The 17,319-nt window shown below is 68.1% G+C and carries 16 protein-coding genes; 10 read left to right on the forward strand and 6 right to left on the reverse strand.

Going from position 1 to position 17,319, the window contains the following annotated elements; translation table 11 throughout:
- Window positions 1–95 precede the first annotated feature (95 nt).
- The 3 genes from AC3RCC_RS00790 to AC3RCC_RS00800 all read left to right on the forward strand — a co-directional run bounded on the left by AC3RCC_RS00790 (window position 96) and on the right by AC3RCC_RS00800 (window position 2,470).
- The gene (locus AC3RCC_RS00790) at window positions 96–542 is read left to right on the forward strand and encodes a YqaA family protein (RefSeq protein ID WP_492257302.1); all 447 of its coding nucleotides are present in this window, start codon (window positions 96–98) and stop codon (window positions 540–542) included.
- Window positions 543–703: 161 nt separating this feature from the next.
- On the forward strand, window positions 704–1,054 hold the full coding sequence (locus AC3RCC_RS00795) for a RidA family protein (protein WP_291641043.1): 351 nt from the start codon (window positions 704–706) through the stop codon (window positions 1,052–1,054).
- A 27-nt stretch (window positions 1,055–1,081) separates the two neighbouring features.
- Window positions 1,082–2,470: a hypothetical protein gene (locus AC3RCC_RS00800; RefSeq protein ID WP_291646199.1), complete on the forward strand. Its 1,389-nt coding sequence runs from the start codon at window positions 1,082–1,084 to the stop codon at window positions 2,468–2,470.
- Window positions 2,471–2,474: 4 nt separating this feature from the next.
- On the opposite strand, the gene AC3RCC_RS00805 is transcribed toward AC3RCC_RS00800, so the two are convergent.
- The gene (locus AC3RCC_RS00805) at window positions 2,475–3,623 is read right to left on the reverse strand and encodes an aminotransferase (RefSeq protein ID WP_452117527.1); all 1,149 of its coding nucleotides are present in this window, start codon (window positions 3,621–3,623) and stop codon (window positions 2,475–2,477) included.
- A gap of 392 nt (window positions 3,624–4,015) precedes the next feature.
- On the opposite strand from AC3RCC_RS00805, the gene AC3RCC_RS00810 reads away from it, so the two are divergent.
- The 3 genes from AC3RCC_RS00810 (at window position 4,016) to AC3RCC_RS00820 (ending at window position 8,290) form a co-directional block, all read left to right on the forward strand.
- Complete coding sequence (locus tag AC3RCC_RS00810; protein WP_492257303.1) at window positions 4,016–5,506, forward strand: cobyric acid synthase; 1,491 nt, start codon at window positions 4,016–4,018, stop codon at window positions 5,504–5,506.
- 135 nt (window positions 5,507–5,641) lie between these two features.
- Entirely contained in the window at window positions 5,642–6,238 is a 597-nt protein-coding gene (locus AC3RCC_RS00815) for a TetR/AcrR family transcriptional regulator (protein ID WP_291641034.1), read from the forward strand.
- Between the two features lie 84 nt (window positions 6,239–6,322).
- A complete protein-coding gene (locus AC3RCC_RS00820; protein WP_492257304.1) occupies window positions 6,323–8,290 on the forward strand; it encodes an SDR family NAD(P)-dependent oxidoreductase in 1,968 nt (655 codons plus the stop codon).
- Here AC3RCC_RS00820 and AC3RCC_RS00825 read toward each other — a convergent pair.
- Window positions 8,211–9,143, reverse strand: coding sequence for an NAD-dependent epimerase/dehydratase family protein (locus tag AC3RCC_RS00825; protein WP_291641029.1), 933 nt, complete (start codon window positions 9,141–9,143; stop codon window positions 8,211–8,213). The genes AC3RCC_RS00820 and AC3RCC_RS00825 overlap by 80 nt on opposite strands.
- Window positions 9,140–10,171: an MraY family glycosyltransferase gene (locus AC3RCC_RS00830; RefSeq protein ID WP_492257305.1), complete on the reverse strand. Its 1,032-nt coding sequence runs from the start codon at window positions 10,169–10,171 to the stop codon at window positions 9,140–9,142. Before AC3RCC_RS00830 ends, AC3RCC_RS00825 begins: the two co-directional genes overlap by 4 nt.
- A 113-nt stretch (window positions 10,172–10,284) precedes the next feature.
- On the opposite strand from AC3RCC_RS00830, the gene mmcB reads away from it, so the two are divergent.
- Complete coding sequence (mmcB, locus tag AC3RCC_RS00835; RefSeq protein ID WP_291638503.1) at window positions 10,285–10,749, forward strand: DNA repair putative endonuclease MmcB; 465 nt, start codon at window positions 10,285–10,287, stop codon at window positions 10,747–10,749.
- A gap of 101 nt (window positions 10,750–10,850) precedes the next feature.
- Window positions 10,851–11,696: a hypothetical protein gene (locus AC3RCC_RS00840; protein ID WP_492257306.1), complete on the forward strand. Its 846-nt coding sequence runs from the start codon at window positions 10,851–10,853 to the stop codon at window positions 11,694–11,696.
- Window positions 11,697–11,705: 9 nt separating this feature from the next.
- Here AC3RCC_RS00840 and AC3RCC_RS00845 read toward each other — a convergent pair whose 3' ends face one another.
- Window positions 11,706–12,269, reverse strand: a complete 564-nt coding sequence (locus tag AC3RCC_RS00845; protein ID WP_291638501.1) for an ActR/PrrA/RegA family redox response regulator transcription factor — start codon at window positions 12,267–12,269, stop codon at window positions 11,706–11,708.
- Between the two features lie 144 nt (window positions 12,270–12,413).
- Window positions 12,414–13,763, reverse strand: a complete 1,350-nt coding sequence (locus AC3RCC_RS00850; RefSeq protein WP_291638500.1) for an ActS/PrrB/RegB family redox-sensitive histidine kinase — start codon at window positions 13,761–13,763, stop codon at window positions 12,414–12,416.
- 195 nt (window positions 13,764–13,958) lie between these two features.
- On the opposite strand from AC3RCC_RS00850, the gene AC3RCC_RS00855 reads away from it, so the two are divergent.
- Window positions 13,959–15,260, forward strand: a complete 1,302-nt coding sequence (locus tag AC3RCC_RS00855; RefSeq protein WP_452117534.1) for a polyhydroxyalkanoate depolymerase — start codon at window positions 13,959–13,961, stop codon at window positions 15,258–15,260.
- Window positions 15,261–15,369: 109 nt separating this feature from the next.
- On the opposite strand, the gene rhuM is transcribed toward AC3RCC_RS00855, so the two are convergent.
- Complete coding sequence (gene rhuM, locus AC3RCC_RS00860; protein ID WP_492257307.1) at window positions 15,370–16,458, reverse strand: RhuM family protein; 1,089 nt, start codon at window positions 16,456–16,458, stop codon at window positions 15,370–15,372.
- Between the two features lie 119 nt (window positions 16,459–16,577).
- Between rhuM and AC3RCC_RS00865 the strand changes: the two genes are divergently transcribed.
- Window positions 16,578–17,318, forward strand: coding sequence for a M48 family metallopeptidase (locus tag AC3RCC_RS00865; protein ID WP_492257308.1), 741 nt, complete (start codon window positions 16,578–16,580; stop codon window positions 17,316–17,318).
- Window position 17,319: the final 1 nt, after the last annotated feature.

A 17,319-nucleotide genomic window follows, 5' to 3' on the forward strand; every position in this document is an offset into this window, starting at 1 on the left:
GGATGCTCCAGTGCGCTCTTGAACATCCTTCGAGATGCTGCTGCGCAGCGCCTCAGGATGAGGGCTCAGCTTCCGGCCTGCCTTCGGACCGTTGAATGGAAACCCTCTCCTCGCTCGGTCTGATGGCGGGCGCCGCCCTGGTCGCCGCGACACTGCTGCCGGCCCAGTCCGAAGCGGTCTTCCTTGGATTGCTCGCGGCGAAGACCGTCGATCCGCTGCTGCTCTTCCTCGTGGCGAGCGTCGCCAATACCGCCGGCTCGGTGATCAACTGGTGGCTCGGCCGGCTAATCGCCAAAGGCGGGATCGAGCGCCTGCCGGCGCGGCTGCGGCCGGACCCGGTGCGCTTCGCCAAGGCCCAGAGCTGGTTCGCCCGCTTCGGCTGGCCGTCCCTGCTCTTCGCCTGGCTGCCGATCGGCGGCGATCCGCTGACCTTCGTCGCGGGATCGCTGAACTATCCGCTCGGCCGCTTCGTCCTGCTGGTGTTCATCGGCAAGGCGGCGCGCTATGCCCTGCTCTGGGCCGGCTGGGTCGCCGCCTCCTAGATCGAGGACGTCACCTGGCGCGAGACGGCAGCCTATCTCTTTGCGAAAGCGTCGTAATAGCCGGAAAAACAGCGTCCGCTTGCCGGCCCGGCGCTCGCAGCGATTGCGCAGCCGGAGGTCTCGGGCTACCAGCAAACCCCATCCTAGTGGAGAGATAGGTCATGAGCATCAAGCGCATCGCCCCCGGCCCCCGCATGTCCAAGGCCGTCGTGCACGGCGACACCGTCTATCTGGCCGGCCAGGTCGCCGACAAGGCGGCGGGCAAGAGCGTCGCCGAGCAGACCAAGGAAATCCTCGGGATCATCGACGGTCTCCTGGCCGAGGCCGGTTCGGACAAGAGCAAGCTGCTGATGGTCAACATCTGGCTTTCCGACATGTCGACCTTCGCCGAGATGAACGCCGTCTGGGACGCCTGGGTCTCGCAGGGCAACGCGCCCGGACGCGCCACGGTCGAGGCCAAGCTCGCCGGCCCGCAGTTCACGGTCGAGATCGCGGTCATCGCCGCGCGCTGAGATCAGCACATATAGGGCCCGCGACGCATGAACCAGGAAATCAGCAACATCCTGGCGCGGGTCTCGCAGCGCGAGGGCGTGCCCCCCGCGCTGCTACTGGCCGTGCTCGCGGCGATGGGACAAGCCTCCGGCAAGCCGGATTTCAGCCGCATCGAGCATGACCTGCGGCGCAAGGCCGGCGAATTCCGGAGCCTGCGCGAGCGCCTGCTGAAATCCTCCGTCGCCGACACCGAACTCGACCGGCTGCGCGCCGAGGCCGCACGCTCGCTGACGGAAGGCCGTTTCGCCGAGGCCGACCGGGCGCTCGCCCAGGCCGAACTGCGCAATCTCGACGGCACCGTCGCGCTCGACAAGATGTCGAAGGAGAAGCTGCTCGCCGCCGCCTCCGGCCGGGCCGATCGCGGTGCGGTCGCGATGCTGCGCTTGAATGCGCAGGCCTATCACGATGCCGCCCAACGCTTCGCGGAGGCCGCGCTGATCGCCGCTTCCGCCGATCAGGAACGGTCCCGTGTCTATGCCTGGCTCCAGGGCGACGCGCTCGCCCGGCTCGGCGCCGATTTCCGCGACAAGGATGGCTTCAACGCCTCGATCGCGCATTTCCGGGCGATGCTGGCCAAGCTCGACAATTTCGACCAGACCGTGGCCTGGGCGGCGACGCAGCAGCGCCTGGCGCGCGCGATCAACGGACTGGCGCGCCTGCAGGGCGACCGAAGGCTGACCCGCCAGGCGATCGATATCTATCGCACCGTCCTCGACGATCTCACCCAGAAGCAGGCACCCGCACTCTGGGCCGCGATCCAGAGCCGTTTCGGCGAAGCGCTGACCTCGCTCGGCGACGCCGAGGATGATGCCTCCATGCTCGAGGAAGGCATCGCCGCCTTGCGCGCCTCGCTGGCTGCGCTCGACCGCGGCACGATGCCGGCGGAGTGGACGCGGCTGAATTTCGAGCTCGGCAAGGCCTATGTCGCGCTCGGCCTGCGCGCCAGCGGCGCGGCGGCGCTGGAAGCGGCGATCAACGCCTTCAAGCGCGTCCTGGACGACTGGCAGCAGAGCACCCGCCCGCTCGAATGGGCCGAGGTGCAGGACCGGATCGGCGCCGCGCTTTGCGGGCTTTCCGCCTATTACCGCGAGCCCGTGGTGCTGGAGGAGGCGATCGCCGCCTTCGACGCGGCCCTGCTGGAGCGGCGCCGCGAGATCGTCCCCGCGCTCTGGGCCGAGAGCGCCGGCAACCGCGCCGATGCGCGGCTGCGGCTCGCGGAGCAACTCGGCGAGCGCCCGATGGCCGAAACCGCCGCCGCCGAACTGATGGGCGCGATCGAAACCCTGCGTGGCCTCGGCCTCGCGACCGAAGCCAAGCGCTTCGAGCCGGCACTGATCCGCGCCGGCACATTGGTCAGCAAGCTGCGCCAGCCTTGACCGGTCAGCCCTTGCGGGCAGCTTCCAGCCGCTCCAGCGCCGAATCGAGCGTGGCGTCGTGCTTGGCGAAGCAGAAACGCACGACATTGCGCACCGCTCCTTCCGCATAGAAGGCGCTGACCGGGATCGCCGCGACGCCGTTCTGCATCACGAGGCGCTGGCACCAGGCAACGTCGTCGCTCTCGCCGAGAGGGGCGATGTCGACATTGAGGAAATAGGTGCCCTTGCTCGGCAGCACGCTGTAGCCGAGTTCGGTCAATCCCTTGGCGAAACGGTCGCGCGAGCGCTGGAAATCGGCGCGCATGCCCTCGAAATAGCCGTCCTCCTTGCCGAGTCCGTAGGCGACGGCGGCCTGCAGGTTCGGCGGGGTGGTGAAGGTGATGTACTGGTGCGCCTTGGCGAGCACGCGCATCAGTTCCGGCGCCGCCATGACCATGCCGACCTTCCAGCCGGTCAGCGAGAAGATCTTGCCGGCCGAGGAGATCTTGACGGTGCGCTCGCGCATGCCGGGGCGACTCATCAGCGGCCTATGGCGGTGACCGTCGAAGACGACATGCTCCCAGACCTCGTCGCAGATCGCGACGGCGTCATGGCGCCGGCAGAAATCGGCGAGCAGGTCGAGATCGGCGTCGCTGAAGATCGTCGCGGTCGGGTTCAGCGGATTGTTGAACAGCACGACCCTGGTCTTCGGCGAGAAGGCCTGCGCCAGCGCCTCCTCGGAGAGGCCGAAATGCGGCGGCTTCAGCGTCACGAACTTGGGAATACCGCCGGCACGGCGCACCAGCGGCACATAGGCGTCGTACATCGGCTCGAACAGCACGACCTCGTCGCCCGGCGAAACCAGCGCCATCAGCGCGCCGGCGATCGCCTCGGTCGCGCCCGAGGTCACCATCACCTCGGTGTCGGGATCGAGATCGAGCCCCTGCCAATGCTTGAAATGCGTCGCCGTCGCCTGGCGCAGTTCGGGCAGACCCATCATCGGCGGATACTGGTTCCAGCCGTCCATCACCGCATCGGCCGCCTTGCGCCGGACATCCTGCGGGCCGGGATCGTCGGGAAAGCCCTGCCCGAGATTGACGGCCCGGTGCTCGCGCGCGAGCCGCGACATCACCTCGAAGACGCTGGTCTGGAGAGCGGAAAAGATCGGATTCATCGCGGCGTCATGCAGTCGGCTGGCGAGCCGGATGCCTCGGAACGAAAGCGCCAGGCGCTGCGATCCCGCGGCGAAATCCGTCTCTCATCGGAGAAATGGAAGCTCGATGCGGCCAGAACCACGTCTCGCCTCAGTCCGCTCCCAGCGGCAGGCCGGCCATAGCATGCGGCGCCGCGGTTCGCACGCCTCCAGACATCGCTTCGACGACTATGAAATGAAGAATGTTGACATTCATCAGCGGTCAGTGTCTTTTCGGGCTCAGCCGATTCACGACAGCGGCCTGCGGTTTCTTCGCCCCTTTGAGGCCGCAGGATGCTGACGTGGGTCGGTGAGCCTTTTTCAGGGGCCCGCCACCTGCTTGCCGGCCCGGTGGCCGCGGCCTATCAGGCGCCATGGCCCCGAAACGCTCCACTCCCGCGCTGATGGTGCTCGGCACCGGTTCGAATGTCGGCAAGTCGCTGCTGGTCGCCGGCTTGTGCCGGCTCTTCGCCGATCGCGGGCTGAAGGTGCGCCCGTTCAAGCCGCAGAACATGTCGAACAATGCCGCGGCGACACCGCAGGGCGAGATCGGCCGGGCCCAGGCGCTGCAGGCGCGCGCCGCGCGCATCGCCGCCCATGTCGACATGAACCCGGTGCTGCTCAAGCCGGAGAGCAATACCGGCAGCCAGATCGTGCTGCAGGGCCGCGTCACCGGCCGGCTCAGCTCGGGCGATTTCGCGCGCCGCGGCGACTTCCTGCCCAAGGTGCTGGAGAGCTTCGGCCGACTCTGCGACGGCGCCGATCTCGTCATCGTCGAGGGCGCGGGCTCGCCGGCCGAGACCAATCTGCGTGCCCGCGACATCGCCAATCTCGGTTTCGCCCGGGCCGCCGGGGTGCCTGCGGTGCTGGTCGGCGACATCGACCGCGGCGGCGTGATCGCGAGCCTGGTCGGCACCCATGCGGTGCTGGACGAAGCCGACCGGGCGATGATCCGCGCCTTCGCGATCAACCGCTTCCGTGGCGATGTTGCCCTGTTCCGCGCGGGCATCGCGACGATCGAGGCTGCGACCGGCTGGCCCTCGCTCGGCGTCGTGCCCTGGTTCCCGCAGGCGGCGCGCCTGCCGGCCGAGGACGGGCTCGACCTCGAGCGTGACGCCCGCCGCCCGGGCGCGATGCTCAAGGTCGTCGTGCCGGTGCTGCCGGGCATCGCCAATTTCGACGATCTCGACCCGCTGAAACAGGAGCCCGAGGTCGATCTCGTGCTGATCGGCCCCGGCCAGCCGCTACCGGGCGATGCCGGCCTCGTCATCCTGCCGGGGTCGAAGACGACGCTGCGCGACCTCGCCCGGCTGCGCAGCGAGGGCTGGGACATCGACATCCTCGCCCATCACCGGCGCGGCGGGCATGTGCTCGGCCTGTGCGGCGGCTACCAGATGCTCGGCCGCGTGGTGCGCGATCCGCTCGGCCTCGAAGGCCCGCCGGGCGAAGCGCCCGGGCTCGGCCTGCTCGACGTCGAAACCGAGCTCACGCCCGACAAGACGGTGCGCGAGGTTTCGGCTGTGCATGCGGACAGCGGCGCGACCGGGCAGGCCTATGAGATCCATCTCGGCGCCAGTTCCGGGCCGGACACGGCGCGCGCGCCCTTCCGCGTCGCGGGCGTGAATGAAGGCGCGCAGAGCCCGGATGGATGCGTCAGCGGCAGCTATCTGCACGGCGTGCTCGCCTCGGACCCGCTGCGCGCCGCCTGGCTCGGCGGCATCGCGGGACGCGGCCTCGCGGCCGGGCCGGGCTACGAAGCCGGCGTCGAGGCGGCGCTCGACGCCCTGGCGGCGCATCTCGCCGCACATCTCGACATCGAAGCGTTGCTCGCCCTGGCGCGTTCGCGCACCGGCTTGATCTCGTGACCTTCCGTCAAGAAATTGTCAGGAGCGGCTGAATAAAGTCAGCCAAGTCAAATTGTTGACGATTGACGAAAAACGTCATACTGATCGATGGCGTCCTTTCGACACGCAAGCAACCGGAGCGGGAAGCCGCTTGGCATGACCAGTTTAGAGCGCGACACCAGGCAGGACATCGTCGATGTCGCCGAGCGGTTCTTCCGCCAGATCGGCTACCAGAAGACCACCGTCGCCGACATCGCCAAGTCGCTGCGGATGAGCCCCGCCAACGTCTACCGCTTCTTCGATTCCAAGAAAGCGATCAACGAGGCCGTCGCAGAGCGCGCCATGGGCGAGCTCGAAGCGCTGGTGACGGCGATCGCGGCCGAGAAGCGACCTGCGGCCGAGAGGCTGCGCGAGATCCTCGCGACGACCTGCCGGCTCAACTCGGCCCGCTATCTCGACAATCAGCGGCTCCACGAAATGGTCGCCTGCGCGATGGAGGAGAGCTGGGACGTCATCCGCGCCCATGTCGAGCGCTATGACGCGATCCTGCGCGGCGTCGTCGCCGACGGCATGGAAAAGGGCGAGTTCACCGCCGGTGATGCGCGCACCGCCACCTATTGCGTACGCGCCGCGATGATCCGCTTCTGCAATCCGTTGTTGCTCACCCAATGCGGCGCCCTACCCGGGCCCGGCGTCGACGAGATGATCGACTTCGTCCTTGCCGGTCTCGGTCACCGCGCCGCCGGCGGCTGAACGGCCGGCTTATCGACCGGAAAACGTGCCGGTCGTCCGCCTTGCGTTGACAAGGCCTCACGGGAGCGGGATACCCCGCCGCGCATGCTGAACCTCACCAAACCGGGCGCCAAGAAGCTCGCCGTGATCGTCCATGACCTGGCGATGACGGCATTGGCGATTCTGTTCGTCTTCGCGGTCCGCTTCGACGGCGCGCAGTTCGACGAGCGCATGCGCGACCTGCCGAGCTTCCTGCCGTTCTTCGTGGCCTATGCCGGCGTCGTCTACTGGTTCTTCCAGCTCTACCGCTCGAAATGGCGCTTCGCCTCTCTGCCGGACCTGTCCAACATCGTGCGGGCGGTCAGCATCCTGGCGCTGACTCTGCTGATCGTCGACTATGTCCTCGTCGCGCCCAATCTTTACGGCTATTTCTACTTCGGCAAGATCGCCATCGCCCTCTACTGGCTGGTCCAGGCCGCGCTGCTCGGCGGTCCGCGCCTCGCCTATCGCTACTTCAAATACTCACGCTCCAAGCAGCACGCCGCCCGCGAGGCGACGTTGCCGGCGCTGCTGCTCGGCCGCAGCGCCGATGTCGAGGTGGTGATTCGCGCCATGGAAACCGGCACGATGGGCAGGATGCGCCCGGTCGGCATCCTGACGCCGCGTAAGGACGACCTCGGCCAGTCGATCCGCGGCGTGCCGGTGCTCGGCCTGGTCTCGCAGATCGAGACGATCGCCACCGATGCGGCCGAGCGCGGCGAGCCCTTCCGGCGCATCGTCGCCGCCCCGAGCGCGCTCCTGCCCGAGGCCGAGCCCGATCAGTGGCTGGCCCGGACCCGCAAGCTCGCCATTCCGATCTCGCGGCTCGACACGCTCGGCGAGGGCGTGCGCGGCAGCGAGCTCGCGCCGCTCGAGATCGAGGACCTGCTGGTGCGCCCCTCGGTCACGATCGATCGTGCGCGCCTGGAGGGCTTTCTGAAGGGCAAGCGGGTCATCGTCACCGGCGGCGGCGGCTCGATCGGTTCCGAAATCTGCCTGCGCTGCGCCGCCTTCGGTGCCGCCGAGCTCCTGGTGGTCGAGAGCTCGGAGCCGGCATTGTTCCATGTCACCGAGGCGCTGGCCGCGCAGGAGCTGCCGATGCGCGTCACCGGCGCGCTCGCCGATGTCCGCGACGAGGCCCGCATCGGCCCGTTGTTCAAGGCCTTCGCCCCCGACATCGTCATCCATGCCGCCGCGCTCAAGCACGTGCCCTATCTCGAGGCAGACTGGGGCGAGGGCATCAAGACCAACATCTTCGGCTCGGTTACCGTCACCGAAGCGGCGATCGCCGCAGGCGCCGGCATCTTCGTGATGATCTCGACCGACAAGGCGATCGAGCCGGTCTCGATGCTCGGCGCGACCAAGCGCTTCGCCGAAATGTACGCCCAGGCCCGCGACGCCGAATTCGCCGCCGGCAATCGCGGCATGCGCCTCGTCGCCGTGCGCTTCGGCAATGTGCTCGGCTCGGTCGGCTCGGTGGTGCCGAAATTCAAGGCGCAGATCGAGCGCGGCGGGCCGGTCACCGTGACCAGCCCGGACATGATCCGCTACTTCATGACGATCCGCGAAGCCTGCGACCTCGTGCTGAGCGCCGCCTCGCATGCCCCCGAGCATGACGCCGCCGGCGACCGCGCCGCGGTCTACGTGCTGAAGATGGGTCAGCCGCTGAAGATCATCGACCTCGCCGAGCGCATGATCCGCCTCGCCGGCTACGAGCCCGGCAGCGATATCGAGATCGCGATCACCGGCGTGCGGCCGGGCGAGCGCCTGAACGAGATCCTGTTCGCCAAGGACGAGCCGATGGCCGAGACCGGGCTCGACGGGGTGATGGCGGCCAAGCCGATCTTCGCCGGGCGCGAGCGCATGCTCGCCTGGCTGGAGGAGCTGGAGCGGGCCGTCGCCGCCCATGACCGGCGCGGGGCCGAGGCGGTGCTCGACGAAGCGATCCCGGACTTCAGACTTCGCCAGCCGGCGACGCCGCCAGCCGCGCCAGCGCAGCCTCACTCCCAATCCGCGGCTGCCAGCCAGCGCTGAGCAGGGCATCGGGCGGCGCCACCAGCCCGTTGGCCAGCCGCTCATAGACCCCCGGACGCCCGATGAGGCGCGCCGCGAGCCCGAGCAGGGCCGGCGGCACCGCGATCAGCCCCGGACGGCGCCCGAGCCCGGCACGCATCGCCGCGAGCATCTCGGCGACGCCGAGCGCTCCGGGATCGGAGACGATGAAGCTGCGGCGCGCCGGGCAGGCTTCGCCGAGCGCGAAGATCACGGCCTCGCAGAGATTCTCGACCGCCAGCAGCGAGCGTGGCGCCTTGAGCCCGCCCAGCGGCAGCGGCAAAGGCAGCCGCGCCAGCCTGACCAGCCCGGCCATGTTGGCCTTGACCCCCGGCCCGTAGACCAGGACCGGCCGCAGGACGACCCAGGCGAGATCGCGCTCCGCCAGCCCCCGCTCGGCTGCGAGCTTGGAGCGACCATAGGCATCGGTCGGCGCCGGCGCATCGCGCTCGCTCAGGGGCAGATCATTGGCCGGGCCGCTCTGCGCCCGGATCGAGGAGAGGAAGACGAAACGGGCGACACCGGCCGCCTGCGCGGCATCGGCGAGCGCCAGGGTCGCGTCCGTGTTGACGCGCCGATAGGCTTCCTCCGGCAGCGCGGTATCGGCATGAGCGAGGCCGGCGCCATGCACGACATGGCGCACACCGGCCAGTGCCGCGCTCCAGTCGACGAAGCCGGAGAGATCGCCGACGATAACCTGCTCGACCCCGGCGATCTCCGGCAGCGGGCGCCGGAGCGCCGCCCGCACCAGGTAGCCCGCAGCGGAAAGCTCGCGCAGGAGATGGCGGCCGACGAAGCCGCTCGCCCCGGTGACGAGAACGCGCTCGCCGCTCATCTTGCCGCTCTTGCGGGGCGCCGGCGGGCGAAGCGGCGCAGCAACAGCCCGACGAGGCAAAGCGCGGCGGCGAGCCCGGCCAGCTGCACCCAGAACGCGGGGAACGCGATGGTGAACCCGGCAAGGACGACGAGAGCGAGATTGAGCAGCGCCACCTGCGCCACGATCTCGCTGACCGAGAAGCCGTTATCGGTGGCCTGCTGGTAGAAGTGGCTGCGATGCGCCTGCCAGACCTTCTCGCCGCGCGCAAGGCGGCGGAACAGGGTGATGGTCGAATCCATCACATGGTAGAGCGGCAGGATCAGCGCCGCCGCCAGCGCGCCGGTGCCGGCGAGCCGATAGAGCAGATAGGCGGTGAGCAGGCCGAGCGGCAGCGAGCCGACATCGCCGAGGAAGATCTGCGCCACCGGGCGGTTGAACGGGGCGAAGCCGAGGAGCCCGCCGAGCAGCGCGGCGGCGAGCAGGCCGGCAGCAGGGTCGAGCCCGCCATGCAGGCTCGCCAGCACCAGCGCGGCGCAGAGCGGCACGATGCCGGCCACGGTGATCCAGTCGATGCCGTCCATGAAGTTGACGAGATTGACGAACCAGACGCCGGCCAGGATGGCGAGGCCACGCTCGGCCCAGAGCGGGAGCACCTCCGGCAGCAGGCGGATGTCCGGCGCGCCCTGGAGGACGACCAGCGTGACGCAGACGAGCTGCAGGACGAGACGCAGGCCGGCCGGCAGCGGGCGGATATCGTCCCAGGCGCCGACGAAGGCGACGAGGACCGCGGCTCCGATCACCACGAGCAGGCCGGAACCGGCTCCCGCCGGCAGCGGCCACAGCAAGGGCACCAGCCCGAGCGCCAGGAAGGCGCCGGCGAGGACAGCGATGCCGCCGCCCTGCGGCGTCGGGACGCGATGACTCGAGCGGGCATTCGGCCGCGCCAGGGCGTAGCGCAGCATCAGCGGGCGCAGCAGCCGGCAGAACCACCAGGCGAGGCCTGCGGCAACGAGCGTGATCGACAGGGCTGGGACGAAGGTTTCCAAGGCCGGCGGACCATAGCCAGCCTTCCGCCGGCCGCAAGGGCTTGTTGCGAGGGCATCGTCCCAAAGCGGCATTCCAGCTTGCGCCGACAGGCACAAAAGCAGAACATGCCGGCATGAGCACGACCGAATCCACCCTCAACCCGGCTCCCAGCCGGCCGGAGGTCACCCGCGCCGTCTGCCGCGGCGCCGCCCGGCATCTGCGCGAGCGCGGCTACGCCATCGTCAAGGAGATGACCTTCGCCAATGGCCGGCGCGGCGACATCGTCGCGCTGTCATCGAGCGGCGAATTGCTGGTCGTCGAGGTCAAGTCGAGCCTGGAGGATTACCGCGTCGACGGAAAATGGCCGGATTACCGCGACTATTGCGACGCCTTCCTGTTCGCCGTCGCACCGGAATTCCCGCACGAAATCATTCCGGACGATGTCGGGCTGATCATCGCCGATGCCTGGGGCGGCGAGATGCTGCGCGACGCACCGCGCCATCCGCTCGCCCCGGCCCGGCGCAAGATGCTGACCATCGCCTTCGCCAAGCTCGCGGCAGGGCGGCTCGCGGCGCTGGAGGATCCTGATCCGCGCTGACGCCCCGGCGGGCCTGATCGGATTACCGCCTTAGAGTGCATGACCCCCGGCAGCGCCTGCGCTAAGCGGTTGGGCTCGACCGGCCTTGAGGGGGTGTCGGGATGAAGCTCTTGAACTGGCTCGCGGTAGCCATGCTCGGCCTCCTTGCGGCCGCGGGCAGCGCCCTGGCGCAGGCGCCCGAGGAGATCGTCCGCGGGATCTATGAGGGCGGTGGAGCACGCAGCTCGATCGACCGCCTGCGCGCACCCGGAGCGCGCAATCGCTATTTCCAGCCGGCGCTGGTGCGTCTGTTCGACGCCAATGACCGCGAGGAATGCATCGACTTCGGTCTGCATATCAATGGACAGGATTTCGACGAGGCGGAGATCGCGCGCAGCCTGCGGCTGGAAGCCCGGCAGGAGGGCGAGCGCGCCGTCGTCGAGGCCCGTTTCCGCAGCTTCGGCAAGCCGAATCATTTCCGCTTCGAATTCCTGCGCTCGGGCGAGAGCTGGAAGATCGCCGACATTGCGTCGCTGGCGCCGGACGAGCGTTGGCGGCTATCGGCCACGCCGTGCCGCGGCGTGCGAGCCGTCGCGGCCGCCGAGAACAGCGCTGCCGGGCCGGGGCAATTGCGTAGGCCTGGCCGCTATTGCTTCGCCAGCCGCTCGTCGCAGTTGAAGATCGATGTGGCCTCCTCGGGCAGCGCCCAGATCAGCCTCGATCATCTCGGCCAGAACGGACATACCTGCGGGCTCGAAGGCATCGGCCGGCCGGTCGGCTCCGGCTGGCAGCTCGAACTCGAAGGGGTCAAGGGCCCGTGCCGGCTCACGCTCGTCGTCTCGCCGGCCGGCAGACTGACGACCCGCGATCCCGGCGGTTCCTGCCGGGCGACCTATTGCGGGATGCGCGCCGAACTCGCCGATGTCGCCATCGATCTCAGGCGCGGCAAGCGTCCCTGCCGCAACTGAAGCGGTGGCTCAGCGCGGGGCGCGCTTGGCGAGGATGCGCTGCAAGGTGCGCCGATGCATGCCGAGACGGCGCGCCGTCTCGGAGACATTGCGGCTGCAGAGTTCGTAGACGCGCTGGATGTGCTCCCAACGCACCCGATCGGCCGACATCGGGTTCTCCGGCGGCACCGGGCGCGAATCCGGCGAGGCGGCGAGCGCGGAATGGATCTCGTCGGCATCGGCGGGCTTGGCCAGGAAATCATAGGCGCCGAGCTTCACCGCGCTGACCGCAGTCGCGATGTTGCCGTAGCCGGTGAGCACGACGCCCCGCGCATCCGGCCGCTTCTCCTTCAGCCTGGCGATGACGTCGAGCCCGTTGCCGTCGCCGAGGCGCAGATCGACCACCGCAAACGCCGGAGCGGCCTCCTCGACGGCGGCAATCCCGGCCTGAACCGAATCGGCGAGGCGAACCAGATAGCCACGGCCCTCCATGGCGCGGGCGAGGCGGTTGAGGAACGGCTTGTCGTCGTCAACGATCAGCAGGGACATGTCCCTGGCCGCGCCATCCTGGGCCTGGCCTGCGTTGAGAGCCATTTCCATCGCCTTCATCTCCTCCGGGCCCTGGCCCGGCTCCCTACTCTAAAGCCGGAACGCCGCCGATGCGAAGCGCGCTTTCGCATGTTCCACATCGACACCGCCCGGCATCGATTGGCCGCCGCGGCGAGGCGCCGCAAGGCTTCATGCTGTCGCATGTAGGGCCGAAAGCTCGGAATTTGAAGGTCCGAGCAGCCGATCATCCCGCTCGAATACCTCGCGCAGCCAGGTGATGCGGATGGAAGCGCCCGTCGCCGGCAGCGGTAGATTCGAGAATTCCAGCACCGCGCCGCTGCGCTCGAGCAGCGTCTTGGCGATGAACAGGCCGAGGCCGAGGCCGCCACCGGCACGCGATTCCTTGTCGCGCGAGCGCGACAGATAGGGCTCGCCGGCCCGCATCAGCACCTCGGAGGCGAAGCCCGGACCGTCATCGGCGATGGTCAGGACCACGGCGCCCTGCGTCCACTGGGCGGTTATGGTCACCTTCGAACGGGCGAAGTCGACGGCATTGTCGACGATGTTGCCGAGCCCGTAGATCATGCCGGGATTGCGGCGGCAGACCGGCTCCGGCTTGTCGCCGACCAGCGTGATCTCGAAGGGCACGCCGAAGGGGCGCTGCGGACCCGCCGCCTCCTCGATCAGCAGGCTGAGCGAGAGCTGGTCGAGCGGGCCGGCATCGTCGTCCTGAAGCGAGGCGAGCTTGCCGAGAATGCCGCGGCAGCGCTCGACCTGCTCGCGCAGCAGGTTGATGTCATCGGCCATCTCGCCTTCGGGCGGCGCGAGCCGGGACAGTTCGCGCGCGACCAGCGTGATCGTCGCCAGCGGCGTGCCGAGCTCATGGGCGGCGGCGGCGGCAAGACCATCGAGCTGCGAGAGATGCTGCTCGCGCGCCAGCACCAGTTCCGTCGCCGCCAGCGCCGCCGACAGATCATGCGCCTCCTTGCTGACCCGCCAGGCATAAATGCCGGTGAAGCCGAGGCCGAGCAGCAGGGCGATCCAGCTTCCGGCCTGATAATAGGGCGGCAGCACCGGGCGGTCGCCCCCGGACCAGGGCAGCGGCCAATGCGCTATGGTGAGGAGACTGGCGAGAGCGGCGGCCAGCAGGCCCAGCGCCAATGTATGCCGTGGCGGCAGAGCCGTGGCCGAGATCATCACCGGCGCCAGGAACAGGATCGAGAACGGATTCTGCAGGCCGCCGGTGAGATAGAGCAGCGCCGCGAGCTGCAGAATGTCGAAGGCGAGCAGCGCCGTCGCCGCGCCTTCGCGCAGGCGGTGGCTGAGCGGGAAGCGGATGCGCAGCGCAATGTTCAGCCAGGCGGATACCGCGATCACCACGAAGCACCAGCCAAACGGCAAGCTGAAGCCGAGGCCGAAATGCACGCCGGCCACTGCGAGACTCTGGCCTGCGATGGCAAGCCAGCGCAGGCGCACCAATGTGTCGAGGCGCAGATGGCGAAGCGCGCGAACCGGCGCTTCCGGGAAGATGTCGGGCATGGTCAGGACGCGCAATCTCTGGAATGGGCGAGGCCTTCTGGCGGTGCAAATCTGTGTCTAAACGGCATCACAAGGAAATCTTAGCCCTTTGAACGATTGAATGAGAACAAATTCTATCTACGCTGCGTTCCCCTGTTGCAGTGCATTCAGAATTCGGCACTGCGAAACGGAAGCTGCCGGGACGAGAGGACTGCCATGTCGTTCGCCTATCATGCCTATGAAGCGGTTCATATGATGGTCAGCCCGGCGCGGGCCATGTCCGATGCCATGCATCTCGCCTTCAAGAACCCGGCGAATCCGCTGACCTACACCCCGTTCGGGCGCTCGGTCGCCGCTTCCTGCGAATTGTTCGAGCGGACGACGCGCCGCTACGGCAAGCCGGCCTTCGGCCTCGCCGAGACCACGGTCGGCGGCGTCAGGGTCGCAGTCGAGGAACGCGTCGTCTGGCAGCGTCCCTTCTGCAACCTGGTCTATTTCGACCGCCAGATCGGCCAGCGCCGCAAGCCGCAGCCCAAGGTGCTGATGGTCGCGCCGATGTCGGGCCATTACGCCACGCTGCTGCGCGGCACGGTCGAGGCCTTCCTGCCCGATCACGAGGTCTACATCACCGACTGGGTCGACGCCCGGCTGGTGCCGATGGCGGCCGGCCGCTTCGACCTCGACGACTATATCGACTACGTCATCGCCATGCTGCAGAAGCTCGGCCCCGACACCCATGTCATGGCCGTCTGCCAGCCCTCCGTGCCGGTGCTCGCGGCGATCGCCCGGATGGAGGCCGAGGGCGACCCGAACGCGCCGCGCTCGATGACGCTGATGGGCGGGCCGATCGACACCAGGCGCTCGCCGACCGCGGTCAACGATCTCGCCATGGAACGCGGCACCGACTGGTTCCGCCGCAACTGCATCACAAGGGTGCCGTTCCCGCATCTCGGCGCCTTCCGCGAGGTCTATCCCGGTTTCCTGCAGCTTTCGGGCTTCATGGCGATGAATTTCGACCGCCACCTGACCGCGCATTACGACATGTACAAGCACCTGGTCGCCGGCGACGGCGATTCGGCCGAGAAGCACCGCGATTTCTACGACGAGTATCTCGCCGTGATGGACCTGACCGCCGAGTTCTATCTCGAGACGGTCGACAAGGTCTTCGTCCAGCACGCGCTGCCGAAGGGCGAGCTGATGCACCGCGACAAGCCGGTCGATCTGACGGCGGTGCGCCGCGTCGCGCTGATGACGGTCGAGGGCGAGAAGGACGACATTTCCGGCGTCGGCCAGACCAAGGCGGCGCATGATCTGTGCGTCAACATCCCCGACGATCTGCGGGCCGAGTATCTGCAGATGGGCGTCGGCCATTACGGCGTCTTCAACGGCTCGCGCTTCCGCTCCGAGATCGCACCGCGGATCTCCGACTTCATGCTGACGCTCGACATGAAGGCCGCCAGCGAGCGCCGCAACGAAAGCGCTACGACCGCCCGCAAGGCGCTGAAGGTCGCAGGCTGAGGCGGCACGACTATCGCCGGGCGTCCAGTCGGACGCAAATTGGCGATCCAGCTTTTCGTAGAAGCGTCAGACGGCCCGAAAAGCGGGAGCCACTTTTCGGGCCGTCGCGCTAACGCCGAGGCGGCTTCGGCAGGCGTTTCGCCTGGGCGGCGAGTTCGGCAATATGCGCATCAGCCTCGCGCCTGCGCTCCAGCTTTCTGCGGCGATCGAACTCCTCGTATTGCGCCTCGGCCCGCGCCTTTGCTTGGTCCGTACCGACAGAGCCGCCGCCGCGTAGAACCGTGCGGCCGAGATTCTGCAATTGACGGTCGAGAAGCTGGCGCGCCTCCTCCATCAGGACCAGCCTGCCGATATCGAGCTGGTCTTCGAAGATGTCGAGCAGGATCGACGTCAGACGGTTCAGTTCCCTGATTTCCGTGTCGGTCAGATAGTTCTTCGAGACGGTGACATCCTGCTTGCGGATATTGTCGGCTGGCCAGGTCCGAAGCCCCATGTCCGGAGCCTCGCAATCGGCCCGCTCGACGACGATTTCGGCCGGAGTATGCGAGGTCACGGCATAGACCAGCTTGGCTTGCATACGCTGGAAGAATTCGCGCGCAGCGGCGGCCGATCCATCATAGTCCTGACACATCGAACAGATCCGGCGCAGCTCGTGATAGAGATTCGCCTCCTCGGAGCGAAGGTCCCGGATGACCTCGCGCAATTCGGCGATACGGCCGGCATTGCCGGGCTCCTTGAGCCGCCTGGTATCGACGACGAAGCCCTTCCTGGCGAACTGGACCAGAATACCGGTCGCCCAGCGGCGGAACAGCGTCGCCTGAGCCGAGGAGACGCGGTAGCCGACCGAGATCACCATATCGAGGCTGTAGAGGGTTGTCGGGCGTCCCATACTTGTTTGCATTTTTTGCAAAGAAGTCGCTTCGTCCAGTTCGCCCTCTTCGTGCACATTGGCGATGTGACGGGAGATGGTCGAGATATCGCGGCCAAACAGTTGAGCGATCTGCGCCTGCGTCATCCAGAGCGTCTCGCCTTCATAGCGAATGTCGATGCGAAGGCCCTGTTCGGTCCCGTAGACAAGGAACAGATCGCCCGTCTCGGAATCCTCCTCCAGTCGAACCGGCTCCGCCTGATTCCCTGCCATACGTGCCTCTGCCTCCGCATGAGAACAAAGAGAATACAAATCTTCCGAAAGAAGCAAGCGGAGGGCGCGGGGCCGTGCACAAGCGAAGCGTGTACTTTGCCGAGCCAGGATGCGCTGTTCGGTCAGCGTCAGCCCGCCCCTTCCTCTCCCGTCGCGAATCCCGCACAATCGCGGCGATGCGGTTTTCCCTGTTCAAGCGGCAGCCCGATCCGGACCGGATCGAGGTCGCGCATGCCGGCGCCGTCTACCCGGTCGCCGTGAAGCGACGCGCCGCGGCGCGGCGCATGACGCTGCGGGTCTCGCAGGCGACCGGCGAGGTCACGCTGACCCTGCCGGAGCGCGCCGATTTCGCCCTGGGCCGCAGCTTTGCCCAGAACCATGGCGGCTGGATCGCGGCAAGGCTGGCCAAGCGCCCGGCCGGCGTGCCGTTCGAGCCCGGCGCGTTGGTGCCGCTGCGCGGCACGCCCCACCGCATCGTGCACTGGACCAAGCTGCGGGGTGTCACCCGCGCCGCGCTTTCAAGCGATGGCGAGCCGATCATCACGGTCTGCGGCGAGGCCGGCCATGTCGCAAGAAGGGTCAAGGACTTCCTGCGCCGCGAAGCGCTCGCCGATCTCGAGCGGGCCGTGCGGGTCCATACGGCGACGCTCGGCATCCCCGCCCGCAAGATCACCATCCGCGACACCACCAGCCGCTGGGGCTCGTGCTCGTCGAAGGGCCATCTCAATTTCTCCTGGCGGCTGATCCTGGCGCCGCCTTTGGTGCTCGACTATCTCGCCGCCCATGAGGTCGCGCATCTCAAGGAGATGAACCATTCGCACCGCTTCTGGGCACTGACCCACAAGCTCTGCCCACGCACCGAGGAGGCCGAAGCGTGGCTGAAGCGCCATGGCGCCTCGCTGCACGGCTATGGCTGAG

It is taken from the genome of Allobosea sp. GW823-FHT01F03 (genome assembly GCF_058798075.1).

Coding starts and splice junctions, on each gene's coding strand:
- AC3RCC_RS00845 (WP_291638501.1), bottom strand. CDS start 12,269: ATGGCTCTCAACGCAGGCCAGGCCCAGGATGGCGCGGCCAGGGACATG.
- AC3RCC_RS00825 (WP_291641029.1), bottom strand. CDS start 9,143: ATGAGCGGCGAGCGCGTTCTCGTCACCGGGGCGAGCGGCTTCGTCGGC.
- AC3RCC_RS00820 (WP_492257304.1), top strand. CDS start 6,323: ATGCTGAACCTCACCAAACCGGGCGCCAAGAAGCTCGCCGTGATCGTC.
- AC3RCC_RS00795 (WP_291641043.1), top strand. CDS start 704: ATGAGCATCAAGCGCATCGCCCCCGGCCCCCGCATGTCCAAGGCCGTC.
- AC3RCC_RS00850 (WP_291638500.1), bottom strand. CDS start 13,763: ATGCCCGACATCTTCCCGGAAGCGCCGGTTCGCGCGCTTCGCCATCTG.
- AC3RCC_RS00800 (WP_291646199.1), top strand. CDS start 1,082: ATGAACCAGGAAATCAGCAACATCCTGGCGCGGGTCTCGCAGCGCGAG.
- AC3RCC_RS00815 (WP_291641034.1), top strand. CDS start 5,642: ATGACCAGTTTAGAGCGCGACACCAGGCAGGACATCGTCGATGTCGCC.
- AC3RCC_RS00805 (WP_452117527.1), bottom strand. CDS start 3,623: ATGAATCCGATCTTTTCCGCTCTCCAGACCAGCGTCTTCGAGGTGATG.
- AC3RCC_RS00840 (WP_492257306.1), top strand. CDS start 10,851: ATGAAGCTCTTGAACTGGCTCGCGGTAGCCATGCTCGGCCTCCTTGCG.
- AC3RCC_RS00790 (WP_492257302.1), top strand. CDS start 96: ATGGAAACCCTCTCCTCGCTCGGTCTGATGGCGGGCGCCGCCCTGGTC.
- AC3RCC_RS00855 (WP_452117534.1), top strand. CDS start 13,959: ATGTCGTTCGCCTATCATGCCTATGAAGCGGTTCATATGATGGTCAGC.
- mmcB (WP_291638503.1), top strand. CDS start 10,285: ATGAGCACGACCGAATCCACCCTCAACCCGGCTCCCAGCCGGCCGGAG.
- AC3RCC_RS00810 (WP_492257303.1), top strand. CDS start 4,016: ATGGCCCCGAAACGCTCCACTCCCGCGCTGATGGTGCTCGGCACCGGT.
- AC3RCC_RS00865 (WP_492257308.1), top strand. CDS start 16,578: ATGCGGTTTTCCCTGTTCAAGCGGCAGCCCGATCCGGACCGGATCGAG.